Source organism: Chryseobacterium daeguense DSM 19388, assembly GCF_000430825.1.
Classification (GTDB): domain Bacteria; phylum Bacteroidota; class Bacteroidia; order Flavobacteriales; family Weeksellaceae; genus Chryseobacterium; species Chryseobacterium daeguense.
This window is the reverse complement of record NZ_AUMT01000009.1, coordinates 107811-122384: the sequence shown is the minus strand read 5'-3', so window position 1 is coordinate 122384 and position 14574 is coordinate 107811. Positions and strand designations below refer to the sequence as shown.

The 14574-nt window shown below is 35.4% G+C and carries 19 protein-coding genes; 2 read left to right on the top strand and 17 right to left on the bottom strand.

Translation table 11 applies throughout. The features are described from left to right. Positions 1–242: 242 nt before the first annotated feature. Positions 243–512 (top strand): hypothetical protein, encoded by a 270-nt coding sequence (locus H560_RS0112165; protein ID WP_027380300.1) that lies wholly within the window; start codon positions 243–245, stop codon positions 510–512. Between the two features lie 27 nt (positions 513–539). Further along, the gene (locus H560_RS22410) at positions 540–1322 is read left to right on the top strand and encodes a GLPGLI family protein (protein ID WP_027380299.1); all 783 of its coding nucleotides are present in this window, start codon (positions 540–542) and stop codon (positions 1320–1322) included. Between the two features lie 28 nt (positions 1323–1350). Here H560_RS22410 and H560_RS0112155 read toward each other — a convergent pair whose 3' ends face one another. From H560_RS0112155 to H560_RS0112070, 17 genes are all read right to left on the bottom strand, one after another. Beyond that, complete coding sequence (locus H560_RS0112155) at positions 1351–2094, bottom strand: Mom family adenine methylcarbamoylation protein (RefSeq protein WP_034752758.1); 744 nt, start codon at positions 2092–2094, stop codon at positions 1351–1353. Positions 2095–2238: 144 nt separating this feature from the next. Then, a complete protein-coding gene (locus tag H560_RS22405; protein ID WP_051289317.1) occupies positions 2239–2592 on the bottom strand; it encodes a hypothetical protein in 354 nt (117 codons plus the stop codon). Next, entirely contained in the window at positions 2589–3005 is a 417-nt protein-coding gene (locus tag H560_RS0112145) for a hypothetical protein (protein WP_027380297.1), read from the bottom strand. The genes H560_RS22405 and H560_RS0112145 overlap by 4 nt, the downstream gene beginning before the upstream one ends. Positions 3006–3008: 3 nt before the next feature. Beyond that, a complete protein-coding gene (locus H560_RS0112140) occupies positions 3009–3509 on the bottom strand; it encodes a hypothetical protein (RefSeq protein ID WP_027380296.1) in 501 nt (166 codons plus the stop codon). 29 nt (positions 3510–3538) lie between these two features. Beyond that, a complete protein-coding gene (locus H560_RS0112135) occupies positions 3539–5536 on the bottom strand; it encodes a hypothetical protein (RefSeq protein WP_027380295.1) in 1998 nt (665 codons plus the stop codon). A gap of 1 nt (position 5537) precedes the next feature. Further along, on the bottom strand, positions 5538–6365 hold the full coding sequence (locus tag H560_RS0112130) for a hypothetical protein (protein ID WP_027380294.1): 828 nt from the start codon (positions 6363–6365) through the stop codon (positions 5538–5540). After that, positions 6365–6718 (bottom strand): hypothetical protein, encoded by a 354-nt coding sequence (locus H560_RS0112125; RefSeq protein ID WP_155845004.1) that lies wholly within the window; start codon positions 6716–6718, stop codon positions 6365–6367. Before H560_RS0112125 ends, H560_RS0112130 begins: the two co-directional genes overlap by 1 nt. 164 nt (positions 6719–6882) lie before the next feature. Then, entirely contained in the window at positions 6883–7764 is an 882-nt protein-coding gene (locus H560_RS0112120) for a hypothetical protein (protein ID WP_027380292.1), read from the bottom strand. A gap of 2 nt (positions 7765–7766) precedes the next feature. Next, complete coding sequence (locus H560_RS0112115) at positions 7767–8057, bottom strand: hypothetical protein (RefSeq protein WP_034752756.1); 291 nt, start codon at positions 8055–8057, stop codon at positions 7767–7769. Then, positions 8057–8260 carry a hypothetical protein gene (locus H560_RS0112110; RefSeq protein ID WP_027380290.1) on the bottom strand — a complete coding sequence of 68 codons (204 nt, stop codon included), beginning with the start codon at positions 8258–8260 and terminating at the stop codon, positions 8057–8059. Before H560_RS0112110 ends, H560_RS0112115 begins: the two co-directional genes overlap by 1 nt. Positions 8261–8266: 6 nt before the next feature. Beyond that, entirely contained in the window at positions 8267–8752 is a 486-nt protein-coding gene (locus H560_RS0112105) for a hypothetical protein (RefSeq protein WP_034752754.1), read from the bottom strand. Beyond that, a complete protein-coding gene (locus H560_RS0112100) occupies positions 8749–9714 on the bottom strand; it encodes a phage late control protein (protein ID WP_027380288.1) in 966 nt (321 codons plus the stop codon). The genes H560_RS0112105 and H560_RS0112100 overlap by 4 nt, the downstream gene beginning before the upstream one ends. Next, positions 9714–10310 carry a DUF6046 domain-containing protein gene (locus H560_RS0112095; RefSeq protein WP_034752752.1) on the bottom strand — a complete coding sequence of 199 codons (597 nt, stop codon included), beginning with the start codon at positions 10308–10310 and terminating at the stop codon, positions 9714–9716. The genes H560_RS0112100 and H560_RS0112095 overlap by 1 nt, the downstream gene beginning before the upstream one ends. After that, a complete protein-coding gene (locus tag H560_RS0112090) occupies positions 10310–12142 on the bottom strand; it encodes a hypothetical protein (protein WP_027380286.1) in 1833 nt (610 codons plus the stop codon). Before H560_RS0112090 ends, H560_RS0112095 begins: the two co-directional genes overlap by 1 nt. Positions 12143–12339: 197 nt before the next feature. Beyond that, positions 12340–12900: a hypothetical protein gene (locus H560_RS0112080; RefSeq protein ID WP_155845003.1), complete on the bottom strand. Its 561-nt coding sequence runs from the start codon at positions 12898–12900 to the stop codon at positions 12340–12342. 82 nt (positions 12901–12982) lie between these two features. Further along, positions 12983–13402: a hypothetical protein gene (locus tag H560_RS0112075; RefSeq protein WP_027380284.1), complete on the bottom strand. Its 420-nt coding sequence runs from the start codon at positions 13400–13402 to the stop codon at positions 12983–12985. Between the two features lie 2 nt (positions 13403–13404). Then, positions 13405–14574, bottom strand: a complete 1170-nt coding sequence (locus H560_RS0112070) for a DUF2586 family protein (protein ID WP_034752749.1) — start codon at positions 14572–14574, stop codon at positions 13405–13407.

Genomic DNA, 14574 nt, shown 5'->3' with positions numbered 1-14574 from the left:
TGACGGCATCCACTTAGGGTGTCTTTTTTATTTAATAAGGTTTTAAACCCAGTTTAAACACCCTTTAAAAAATCTTTTATAATAACCTTACGGATTACCGTAAATGAAAATAAATCATTATTTATAACTATGCAAAAGTAAATCATATCTAGCGATTTAACATAAAAAATAAATTCTTTGTCGTTTGATATATTTTAATACATTTAAGTCGATTTTTAAATTAATCATTAAACAAAACAATTATGAAAAAAATGATTTTATTAGCAACTGTATGTGTTGCTGGATTAGTAAGCGCAAAGAGCGCCGAAGTTAAAACAGAAACAAAAGAAGTAAAAACTGTTTCTACTGCTAAATTCTTTTATCACCCAATTACCCTTACATCGTCTTGCGGTTATACTCAAACTGTGGAAGTAGGTCCTAATGATGCCCCGGATTGTTTTTTAACAGACTTACAGCAAATGGAAGACGAATGCGCTGCTCCATTTACTAACCCAATGATGGGAATGTGGTAATAACCTAAGAATTAATTAAATTTGAGGATGCGTAAATACTTTTTAATTTTATCAATACTTTCATTTGCTTGTGGCTTTTCTCAGCAATCTAATAAGTCTATTTCAGACCTTGAGGTTCAATATGAATATTCTTTTGTACGAGATACAACAGATGTAGATGAGAACCATAGATTCAAAGAACTTATGCTTTTGGACTTCAATTCAAACAATTCTTTGTTTTACAGCCAACAATATGTAGCTGCAAGGGATGCAGTTAAAAAAGCAACAACTGCGGCTCAAAGTGGTAGTAATGTTGAAATCAAAGCAGCTGAATTGCCAAAGTATAAAGTGGGTTACTCTGTATATAGAGAAGGTTCAAAAATCTACTTTACAAGTAATATAAATCGTGATTTTTTCACATTTGAAAACACTTATTTAGATTGGGACACTAATTACAAAGATGTAAAAACGATTCTAGGATATAAATGTAATAAAGCTACAACGAAATTCGGTAATAGAGTTTATACAGCTTGGTACACAAAAGACATTCCAGTATCAGAAGGACCTTACCGATTTAAGGGCTTAACAGGTCTAATCTTAGAAGTTAGCGACCCGAACAAATTTCATTCATTTACAGCAATTGGAATTGAAAAAAGAGCAGTTGAAATTGCACCTTTACAAAAAGGAATTCCAGTAACACGAGAACAATACATTAAAAAGAGAGAAGAGTTTAAAAGTAATCCGTATCCTCAAAGCAAAACTCTTACAAAAGAAAGAAGAGATCAAATGATTGAAGCTTTTAAAAAAGACAATAATTCAATCGAAAATTAAAAAATGAAGCTGTCCCAAAGGACAGCTTTTATTCTTTTATATCATTAATGAAGTTAATAAGCCGATCTTTTATCAATTTTTTATTTCTTATCCATATGTATTCATGTTGTCCCTTATTATATGCCGGGTAGGGTTGTTGAGGGCTTTTGAATTGAAACCTTTTACATAGCGGAAAAATATATCTATAAGTGTCAACTTTGAAAGTCTCGAAATCACCGAGCAAATAGGCTATATTATCGCGAATAAAACGTGTTTTAGATGTAGAGTTCGTTAAGTTTTGTTGATGCGTTATTTCGCCCGTTAATTTGTTTTTCAGGAATATTGTTTGATGCTTACCAAAATATTTAAAATTTGACGCCTTATAGATAGTCCCGCAACCAAGACGACCGTCCGCAAAAGATTGGACCGCAACAATATTTTTATTTAATCTTTTCAGCATTTTTAATGAGTGTGCAATCAAAATACTTTCTGCATTTTTACCCAATTTATCAGAAATCCACATCCTATTCAATTCAATCATCCATGCTTCCGGGTTTGGGTGATAAAATATTTTTGCTTTTAAATTTTTCATATATCCATAACTCGCAACACCAAGACAGTCGTTTTCTTCTTCCTTTCCGGCTTCGAATATCCCGAAACTATAAAGTCCGAAACTTGGATTATTCCATTTTTTTGAGTAATGGTTATTTACAATTAATTCCTTTGCTTTTTCTTTGCTGATTAGCTTTATTACTAATTCACCTAAATTTTTACTGTTTATTTTAATCTCCATATTTAATTTATATATTTGTAGCTCTCACACAAAAAAAGAACGAACCGCGATCAGAAGACTTTATGTCCTCCGACGGCGGTTCGTTCCGTTTTAAATTTGTGTGAGAGCTTATTTATTTTGTCGGAGGGCTTTTTTCCGAATGCCTTATAGAATTATACCACTATCTTTAATTTTCTGACGTAGCATTGTATTTTCTTCCTTTAATTGTGCATTAATCCTTTTATGAAGGTTTATTTCATCTTCAAGAAGTTTTACTTTCATTTCATACATACTTGTAACCTCTTTAAATTTTACCTCATATCTACTACCGAGATCATCAATAGCATCTTTATAAAGTTTTACTAATTTATCGGCGTTTTCAATTTCTTTACCCTCGTTATCTGCCGACAGACCGTCAACTTCCGCCTGTATTTTTTTTCTTCCAAATAAAAACCCCGCTACTCCCGTTAAAATAGCCCCGATAAACGTCCCAAAGTGTTCTATTAATAAATCTTTCATTCTTTCGTAAATAGATGGTTATAGTAATAATTTTGCATATCTGTGATTGCTTCTTCACAGTGATTTTTACCCAATATTTTTAAAAACTTTCTCAGCCAAGTATCTTTCTCATATAACTTTACAAGTCCTGTAATTGCTGATATCGTTTCGTACCATTTCCCATATCGGGCGTAATCATTTTTTATTTTAAAGGAATCGTTCAATAGTTCGCCTGCCCCGGCATTTGCTAAACCATCAAAAACAAGATTTATACTTCTTAAAATTGGTGTAAACTGTCTTGAAATAGAGTAATCCCACTTTACAGCGTGCTTTACAAAAGTGTAAAAGATACCTACAATAAAAAGAGCTAAGAAAATCGGGATTCCTATTAGCATAAAAAGGATTTCAAGCAATAATTTTAATACTGTTTTCATAGGTTATATATCGTCTATTTCTGTTTGAAATTTATCTACATACTGAATCATGAATCTTGCAAGGATATCAACCAAATAGACCGATTTTGTTTTATTGAGAAAACGGACGTATTGGATAGAAGGCATTTTAATAACCTCTTCATTTTCAGATATTATATTCCCCTCTTCATCCTTAATTTGTCTTATTCCTGTTATAAAGGTCCCATCAGGACGCATTACCTCTTCTTTATTCCATTCGTAAATAACCCAATCTGGCATTCTGATTTTTTTATGCACATTATTAGTAGTTTTGAGGGTTAAAACCTGTGTAACATACACATAAATTCTTTCTTCCGGTAACTCCATGTCAGGATTAGAAAACCCGGATACAATTAACTTTCTACTAAATTGCGGGTAAACCGGATGGTCCGGGATTGGCATTTCGTGCCAGCTGTCACTTGTCATGTTGATTGCGTCTAACATTTCTTTATCATTTGTATTAATAATTAGTTCCGAAGTGTTCATGATTAGGATTTTTATTAATTAGTTTGTGTTTAAAAAGTGTACATGTCTTTAATAGTCATGGTCATAAATTTTTGTTGAGTATAGGCTGTAGTATTTTGAAAAATTGCAGAAATATATAAAGCCTGTCCGTCAGTAATCGTTACGTTATCAATAAAAGTCATAGGCGTGGTTTGTTGCGCACGTTTTGCCGTAATTATTCTTGTTAGAGTGTTTCCACGCTTCACCAAAATAACATTTACTGTTTGATTCCAATCTAAATTACCTGTAGTATTCGTAAAATTCACCCAGTTTAAATAATCCCCTCTTACACCTAAAGCAACACCGCCAATGATGTCATTATTTAGTGTTTGATAGTCTGCAATTACAGATAATCCAAAGAAGTTGCTTGAGATATTACCGTTAACCCATAAAGCAGGACAATCAAATTCAAAGTAAAAATCTTCTCCTGCCGGAAATACCGGAAGTTGTGTTTTGGCTTTAAATATAAATACAGCTTCATCGGCAGGGGCTTTTACGGTGCTATCCAGTGCGTACTGAACCGTATTTCCAGCAGCAAACATTTTACTTGTAACTGCATCCTGATAAACTTTTGTATTCCAAAGTAATGTCGAAGGATCAATACTGTTGACATTGTCGACTAATTGGAAATTGACAGAAGTAGTGTATTCCGCTAGTCCGTTTCTTAAACGCACCTTATAACTGCCCAAAGGCAGGGAAAATAAATTAACATAAAAAACCAAATCTAATCCGGTGCTGATTAACTGTACCTGTGAGTTAGGAACATTTAATACTACGTTCCCGCTCATATTAACAATGTCGACCTGAAAATTGGCAGGATTCAAGTAAAGATTAGCACCACGTAATGAAATGTAATTATTACCGTTTTGTTTTTTAATAACAACAGGATTAATAATAAAAACGCTCATACTCGCAGTGCTAAAACCGCCGTTCATTTCCGTTTTCCATGTGGTTTTTTGCGCTTCGGTTAACTGGGAAGGAAGAAGGATGAATTCAGGCAAATAGTCTTCTTTCATGAAGACACGTTTTTTCGTACCGGAGTTGTCGGTATAGTATAGCAATCGGGCGGACTGGGTAAGCTGATTCGGCAAAGTTTCCGTATTATCATCAAAGACAATAGCCTTTGATCTCATCCTGCCATTATTCAAATGTAGCATTTCGCTTGGTGTCGTTGTACCAATTCCATATTTACCGGCATTATTATATATATCAGAAGCCGTAAAATCTGTATTATTCCAAAACAACAGATAGTTAGCAGTCGGATTTATAGCACGGTAAGTCGTTGTTCCGTTATGATTAATGAAATAGTTTCCTGCGGCGGTTGGTTTATTCATTTTAGCGTCTAAAGCAGCCTGTAAGCCCTGAACCATTGCAATAGTTATATTGCTTAATCCAGTCGGAATATAATTTCCTGAAACGGTTTTAATTCCGCCTCTGTAGATGTATAAAGAATAATTTCCTGCACCATCGGGAATGGCGATCATGTCGTTTTTTTCGTACTCATAATTTGCATTATTCGCCATAAAAGCGGATAGAGACGTTTCCGTAACTGTAATAAGTTCTGTAAGCCCTAAAGCTTCAATTTTTGAAGCCATAATTTTACCATTGGAAACAAACTCGTCGACGATCATATACAGAGCATCGCTCTGTTCTTTTTTCCAAACATTACCGTATATATTATTTGGAGAATCGTCTACCGTTGCAATATTAGAAGGAAGTGAGCCAACCCCTAAAGCAACTTTCCAAGATTCTTTATTTTGATCTGTAAGATTTGAAGCATCTTTTTTTGCTAAATAATTAGTGTGTGCTTCCGGGTCAGTCAAATGAGTATTAAAAGAACTGATCGGCGTAGTTTGCTGTAAAAATTCATCAATGCCTTGAATTTGATTCAAGGGAATCAATTCTGATTTATGCCAAAAGGAAGTCCAAGAAGCTTTAAATTGTGATTCGGTAGGATAATCGCCAGTCTGAAACCAGCTTAAAATATCGTTTATTTCTGTGTATGGCATTTTATTGGAAGTTAGGTTCTATGAATAATACTATTTTGTAAGGGTTCATTATGTTCATTGGCTGATCTCCGCCAACTTCTGAGGAATCGGCATCACCAATGTTAAATTGATTTCCTCCGCCGGAGAACCCCCCGCCACTGCCGGAAGCCCAAGGCAATGTCCTTGTATATCTTACCCTATGTTTAGGCATTTGACCGAGTGTTTGAGTAATTGTTTTATTTCCTCCGGTGTTTCCCAAATTGGAAAAATCAACATCGTTCGGGTCACAGTGTAATAATATTTTACCTCTTGTATCGGTGCATTCTTTCCAAAATTGGGGTATTTCCGACGCGGACTTTCTCCAGGATAAAATAATCCCGCCGTTTTGAATCGGTGCGGTTTTCATTTCCTGTATTACCATGCGAGCTACCAAAGCATTAAAGTCTGATAGAGAAACGCTATTATTTACTTTTTCCTGAATATCCTTTAATGTTTCTAAACGAACAAAATCAGCCCAATTGTAAGTGGTTACCGCATTGCCGAATTTTACTGTTCTTTTTTCGATAAGGGTTTTATTTGCCTGATCTTGAAAAGTTTCTTGTATTTCTTCGGTATGAATGTAAACGGTTGGCGTTGAAAGTCCACCTTCAAAGTAATAAAGCTTACCCTCAATTGCTACAATACCCGGATTAAATGTCGAGCCGATCTCTTCGCAACCTGCTAAAATTGTTAGGTTTCCCGCTATTTCCCCTAAAACTTCAAAAATACCGTAAGCTTCTTCAAGTAAAGCCATAAGGTCATTTGTCAGCGGTACACCACCCGTTTGTAAAAATTTGAAAGTATATTTCATTATTGTATAATTTCGATGTTATAATTTTTGCTTTGCAGAACATAGAAGTCTATTTCCGCTCTTAATCTGATCTGATTAATATTTGTATCAGGAATTCTCACAATAAAATCAAACTCACTGTATAATTCCGATTTTGTTCTTAAATAAAGAGGTTTATCGGTTTTTAGCCATTTCATTTTATTGTTGGGAGAATCACTGTAATAATTTGGGCTGTTTGGGTCGATTTCTCCTTTCGTATATAAATAAACGCCCTCGTATTGAACTCCTTTGACGATTTCTATTCTTCGTAACTGAGAATCAAAAGCATCATTTAACCTTTTCTGAATTGAAAACTTTTGGTAATTATGATTCATCTTGGTAAGATTACGTTTCCGGGTTCTCTCAAACTCTATATACATTAATTCAAGGGGAAAAATCAAAGCCCAAAGGAACGCTTGTATTATTTTTTTTCTTAGAAATGTCGGCAGATACCAAATCGCCAATTTTCTAAAATTTATATTAAATAATTCATCATTCATTATTGTTGTGGTGTATAGTTAAAATATGTAATACCGCTCCAATCTTCAATTTTAAACCTTCCTGATCTTGGAATTTTAGAAATTGTTATCGGCTGAAGCATTCCATACCCGCCGACAGTTGGGTCAATCCATTTACTTTGAACATTTAATTCCTGTAAATCCTTTACACCTTCGGTTGCTTTTATGGCTTCTCTTAAACTTTGGACGCTCAATTCACCATTAAAAGGAGTGTTCAATAAAAACCTTTGTATTGTTTCCTGAACCGGATATTTCCCCGTAATTATGCTCATACCATTGTTATTTAAAATAAGCGAATCAATGGCTATTTTAATTTCAAGCTTTAAAATGTCCGGGAGGAAGTTTACGATAACAATATCATCGCCCGCAGCTTGAACTTCTTCGATATAATCTTTGAATGCTAAAGCCTTTTCATCTTCAAGAATTTCATCTACATTTTGCCCCGCGATTTTCATTGAAATTTTTATTCTTCCGTCAGTTCCTTTATTTCGGGTAACTGCACAATATTTTATAATTTTTGATGCTTCTATTTGTTCCGGTGTTGCTTCCACAATCACCCCGTTATCTTCAAAAGATGTGGAAAATTGGTCGCTTTCCGGGAGTAGGTCAAAGCCATATTGAAATTTTAATGCAAGCCCCCTATACCACATTAGGTTTGGTATTTTTTGACTTGCAATTTTATCTTCAATTTCTTTTAAAAATAATCTGCAAGCTTCCTGAAAGTTAAAAATGATAAAAGCGACGGTTTGTAGTATTTGAAGCCACACAGCCGTTTTACTTGTGGATGTTAAGCCGGAAAGATCAGAATTACCTTCTTTCGCGCCCAACATTTCGTTTATAATATCTTGGAATGATTTATTCATAATTAACTCACTTTAAAATTTCCTGCGATTTTCATATAGCCGATTCCACCAAGTTGCGGAACTTCCGATATTTCAGTGCTACCCGTTGCGGGGTGTATTTTCTTTGCGGAATAATAACCTACTATATCTTCGTTTAGCTTTGAGCCTTTCGCATTGCCGAAAGAACTCCCGGCGGTCAAATCAGCAGATACAGAGTGACCGTTTGCAATTGCTATTTGAAAGCAGTTGTCAACACTTCCCGTTGTTTCAATTGAAATGTCTAAAATTGTCTGATTATGTAGGATTTTCCCCATTACGTTATTTTTCCTTGTGTTAATGGTCCGCCATTTCCCGAACAAATTCCGGTTACGGTTGCATTTGTCAATAATTCTTTAATGATTTCAAAAAGAGCATCGACTAAAGCGTCGAGAGCTTCGTCCGGGTCCGTTATATTGTTACGGGCAATTTTTAATTTCTCTTTAATCCGGGCTTTTGCCTGTGCTTCTGTTATTGGCATTTAAACTTATTTTAAAAACTGATTAAACCTATTTTCAACCTCTATAAATTCCTGTAAATTCAAAAGCTGAATTGTAACACCTGTATTGGTTTGGAACTTTAAATTTTTGCAGGCTTTAATAAAATCTGACATTAATTTTTTTAATGTTTCATTTTCTTTTTTTAAGAGAAAACCCTCTTTATCAACTTGAAATCGGACATCTTCTATTTGTAAATCAAAATCTTCTATATCACTAAAAAACTCAACATACAGCCTGTGTAAATCTTCATTTATCGGCGATACTAATACAAAACTTCCGACTTTAGGAAACAGAAAAAAACGTTTTCCGTTTTCTTCCACAGTTGCAGAAAGCTGTACGTCTGTATATTCAATTTCTCCGTCACTTACTTTACAGACGCCGTTTTCTTTATCCACAGAAATAACTTCCGCAGGGAAAGTATCAACACCTCTTTTTCCAAGTTTCGCCAAAGCATCCTGTAAAGCCTTATTCATAATTTATTGCTTAATGTAACCTCTCGCCGTGCGCCATTCATACCGTAAGACGTGACTACTTTTTTTATAAAATATTTACCTTCTCTGTTTTTGTGCTTTTTATCTCTAATGACTGCTGCCATTCCCCGTGTAGCATACGGAATAAGAAATGATGTGACGGAACCCTCGAAACCTGAATATTTGTTTTTCTTCAATTCCGCTCTTGCCATCTCTTCGAGCTTTTTCTCGTCAGAAACTACCGAAGTATGAAACGTTCGTAATTCCCCGTCACTGTCTCCAACCTCAACACTTTTTTTATGATTTTTTTTATCGATGTAAGTGTATTTTATTTTTAGTTTTTTTTCGTCTTCTGTTTTATATTCAAGATTGTTCTCAACAAGGTTATAGTTGAGATCATAAATAACTTCCTGACCGATATTATTAAGTTCCTGTAAGCCACAATAAAGTTTACCTTCATCATCCAAATAAGCACTCAAAGCAAAGTCTTGTTTAAGCTTTTGCAAAACCTGTGTTCCGTTAGCTTGCTTGATAATAAATTTGTCGATTTCCATTCCCGGAATTTTGTCAGACAATTTTATCCCAGTTCCGTAAACAACTTCCTGCAAAATTTCTTTAAGAGTAGTTTTCTCAAAAGCTTTGGTAATGTTTTTTCTACGCAATAAATACATAGAATCTTCGCACTTAATTTCAAGCGGGATTTTAGAACCTACACTTAAAACAAAACCGACAAATTCGACACCTTCATATTTTCCGGCATAACCTAAAGTAATTGTGACTTTATCGCCAGGTTTTATTATTTCCTCAGTGTATTTCAATTCTCCGTCATTTCTAACCTTGAATTTTGAAGGCATTTTAACGATTGCGGTATCGACCAAATCTTCGACACTTTTAGTGATTTCAACTTCATTTATTGAACGAAAAATAAAATCACCTATTTGTATTTTTCCCTTTAGTATAAACATTACGGTAGATTTGTTTTTTCTTTTTCTGCTAAGTCCGCGTAAAAGTCTTGATCGGAAACAGCAGTAATTGTATATTTCTGTAAGCCCTGTTGACCAGACATTTCATCATATTCAACATTTTTAATAACAATATTTTTAATATCAAAAAGCAATAAAAATGGATTGCTTAAAACTTCTAAACTATCATTAATTGCAACAATTCTGTGAAGCTCCTGAACCTGTTCTGCCGGGTAAAGCTCTCTTTTTTCCGGGTCCTCATTTACACAAACACCACGTATTGTTAACTGATAATCTTCGGTAGTGATGTATTCTTTTACGGTTCCTATTCTTTCATCGCCAACGGTAGCCGTTTCTACTATGGTTTTTGCCAAACTCATTGTTATTAAAGGCTCATTTGGAAAATCAAATTCTTCACCTTTATAAGCTACTTTTAGCGTCTGAAAATAGGTTCCACCAAGTACAAGCTCGCGACCGATTCCCATTAATGAAGGAAGTTCAAATTTTGATTTATTTTTCTTCCACCATTCAGGAAAATAAGGACCGATATAATTATTATGCACTTTCGCGACAAGCTCTTTTAAATCAAAATCCGCCATTATATTGTTTGCATTTGGTTTACACTATTTACAGCTCTTAATATTTCTTCTTGGATTGCATCTCCCAATTTTTCGACACCTTTTTGTGTGCTGTCAACATGAATTACCGTCTGATCTTGAAGTTTATTTATGTTGATTACAATGTGCATTTGTTTGGAACCACCCGCGACAATTCCGTCACCGTCTTTTTTACCTTTCTTCTTTTTATCGTCAGCCATTCCCGGAGCTTTCGGCATACCTTTATTATTTTTTAAATAATCTTCGTATGCTTTTGGGTCACCCATTTTATCCCCGCCTAATCCTTTGAAAGAATCTTTGATTTTCTTAAAATCTCTCGAAATCCCGTCTTTATCAACCGTTATACCGATATTCTTAACAGAATTCACAATTGTTTTAGCATTATTAGCACTTTGTGAGAAGATTTCCTTTTGTTTAGCTGCCCAAGCGGCCTGTCTCTTTTCAATTTCTGCCGACGCCGTATTTGTGACATCATCGCCCGACTTGAAAAAGTTTTTAACATTTTCCGCGACCTCTTTCGCTTTAAGAATAATCATGTCAAAATTGTACTTAAACCTTTCGACGTACCAATCAAAGGTTACTCCGATCTGATTCCAAACAGCTTTAAATAAATCTTTCACAGCAACCCATGAAGCCCCCCAACCGTCGGTATATTTCGTAACCATCCCGATAACAGTCATTAACGCAATAATTCCAATAATAATTAAACTGACAGGGTTAAGAGACATTACAAGGTTAAATACTCCGAAAGCGATTGCTGCATCCAATAAATATGGAGCTAGTGGTCTTATCCAATCAATGAACTGTACCAATCCGGTAGTTAACCAGTCAATGAACATTAAAACACCGACTGCTACATTTCCGAAAGATTCTAAAGCACTTTTTGAATCTGAAATACCCAATACACCTTGAAAAGCTTCTTTAAAGAATACTTTTAAAGTTTGTACTAAAGGTGATATAAACTTCCAAAGCAATTCAAACCAATGTGCGACATATGGAAGGTTATTCTTCAAGAATTCTAATCCTTCACTTGCAACCCCTAAGAAGTCCCCAAGAATTCCGCCGGAATAACCGCCGACAGCTACAAGAAAACTCCACCACTGATCTTTTAGATTTGATATTCTACCGCCTAAAGTTTTAGAAATGACATCCATTGAGCCTGCAACACCTTTCATTTGTCCGAAAGCTAAAACAGCCCCATAGATTGCTTCCTCATTATTTTTAACGGTTTTTGTTACACCTTTAAAAGTCAATGAAACAGAATCGCCACTTTTTGAAGCTTTGATTCCAAATTCTTTCATTCTCTCAAACTCACCTGTTTGAGCATCAAGAATACCCTCAGTTAATTGATCGAAAGACTTTCCTTGCGATGAAGCAAGATCACCAAGCGCGGTTAACTCGTTACGGGTCGGTAAAACCCCACGATTCACCAACTTAATAAAAGACCCAGTAAGCTCGTTTAACTGATAGGGCGTTTTAGCTGCAAAATCGGTGAGTAATGCGAGCGCGCCCTGTCCGACATCTTTATTTTGAAATGTATTAGTAAGGACGGCATCGAATTTCTCATATTCCGCCCGTGCTTCTATAACTTGATTTGTGAAGGCTAATAAGGAAAACCCGGCAAATAATCCGATAAGTTTTCCTTTTAAACCTCCTAAAGTATTACCCAAGCTTCGGGAAACACTTTCCGTAGTTCTTAGCCTATTATTAACCTGATTCGCCTGTCTATCCACAACGCCCAACTGTTGAGCTACATTACGTAGCCCGGACGTTGCATAATCTCTCATTTTAAGGATAAACTCGTAAGCGTTCATTTATTGTTGTGTTGATTTTTTTTCCTGTTCCCGGATAAAATGAAGAAGTTGAATTTTATCAGCCCAATCTTCAACAGACAGTAATTCCGGGTTTGGTATGTGCATATAGTAGCTCAAATAGCCATCTAATAAGCGGATGTTTAAATTATCAGCGTATTCATAAGCCGACGCGTCATTTTCATCAATAATCGCGTCGTTTAAAGCTTTTTTAGCTGTGCAATTTTTTTGTTTTGTACTTTCTCGATTGCCTGATATAGTGGAAATCTAATTGTAGCGTTATTCCTATCTTCGAATTCCGGGTCAGCCGAAACTTTTACAAGATCATAAAGGGCTGCCTGTGTTACAAAAGGTTTCCCGCTTGGGTTTCTTCTTTCTGCTGCCTTTAAATCTTCTTTTGTGATTACGCGAATAACTGTTCTTACATCACCGATCACAATTTCATGTTGTCTATCTCCAACCTCTTTAATTTCGGGTTCGTCATAGTTCAACATTCTCATGATTTCTTTTTTTGCAGGCGTAAAATAGTCGTTATCGGTTTTGATAACATTATCACCTTCTAACCAAAGTTCGGTTATCATTGTTTCACCAAAACCGACCTCACCGTCATTTTGCATTGCGATAAATGCCTTTTTATAATCTTCGATTTTTGGTTCTCTTAAATAGCAGATTTTATCATCAATCGGAAGCTCAAACACACCGCCGTATTGTTGTTTCCATCCGTTGATTTTTTCTTCTAATGATTTTGTTTCTTTTGACATTTTATTGATTTTTTTGATTGTTGTTTTTAAAAATACCCGCCCAATCCGAGCGGGTTCCATTAAAATTTAGATATGAAAAAGTTTACTGTTGAAGTAATAGTTTTGTGAATTTGTAAGCAATTTCGACCAGCATATTCTTATCACCTTGTTTAAAGGCTTTTTTATAGCTTCCGAACCTAACGTTTTTACATATATCGGTTACGGATTGTTCGCCTTCATCACCGGAATAAGTGTTTACTATATCCGCTTTCAGCTTTGTAATATCTTTGTTAGGAGCGTCTCGAATCATCGCTTCTAACTCAGATTGCCAAATCGTGATTTTTCCTTTATAAGACTTATTTCCTTGTACAATATCGTGAGGTTCATCACCGCGACCGTAAAGAAAATCGTCTTCGACTTCGACTTCATATTCATTCTCAGTAATACCTTCGATAATTCTTCCGCCGTAAGTGATTGATAGGTCCTTCCAACGATATTGTTTTGAGTTATAATTATCTGCCATTTTTATTCAGTATTTGTAGTGAAACCAATTTTTACAATGATTGTTTTTGCGTAGCCAACAGGTTGTAGCCCGATTAATACTTCCATATTATTGTTTAGTAAAACGGCTTGCGTTTCATCAATGAAAACAGAACAGCTACTTAATTCGCCGTTAGCCGTCATTAATGTATTGATGTTGTTTTCTACATCATTTTGCCATGACTTAACAATTGCCGGGTGAATTGTTCCCGAAGGAGTTACCGGAATTTCATCGTTAAAGTTTTCAACGAGAACGTTGTAAGCGATAATCACCGCTTTGTCCATTACAAAACCATTTGCAAGGCTTCTGAAATCGTCGTTATCTTTGGTTAAAGTTGGGTCGTCTGTAAAATAAAACCCTGAACGTCCGGGAAAGTTTCTAAGGAAAATGTAATTTTTATCGGCTATTGTATCCCAAGAAGTCGTCAACGATTCAACTTTTGCACCGTTTGTGAAATAAGCTGCTAAACTTTCAACGGCTCCGTCTCTCACCCTTCCAATATTTCTTTGAACAGGCGTAGAAGCTAATCTTCCTAAAGCTAAACCGATAGATGCTTCTTTTGCACCGTCGGTATTTGCCAATAAGAGTGAAACCCTGTTAAATTCGGTTGTCTGATAGTCTTTTAAATCTGTCACATTTCCGTTGAAACTGTTTGCAGAAATAATGGTCCTGAAAGGAAAATATTTATCAGAGAATTCTTGTGCAAGTTGCTGAGCATTTACAACGGCTTTATGAACATCGCCATCGATTCCGTTTTCTATTGTTTCGGTTCCTAAAGCTTTTTTACAAAGTGCCAATACTCGAATTTTTCCGCCTGCATCATTGAGAAGCTTTTTTGCGAAATTTTCTGTATTGGACGCAACATCTTCGAGCGGTGTTGCATCACTTGTTAGCATAAACCAAAGCTCTGCACCGTTCCCGGCATAATCGTAAAATGCTTTGATATGTTTATAAGCAAAAGGATTCTCTACGACAGTAATACCCAAATTTTCCGCATCTTCCAAAGAGAAAATTTGTTTACTTTCTCCGATAGTGATTTTGTCGGCTACGGTGTTTCCGGTAATTACTAAGCCCGGCGTTTTTTGGATATCCGCAGTAACTAAACCAAGACCGTTGTTTGCTATAATAAATGTAATTTTAGGTAGTCCTCCCAT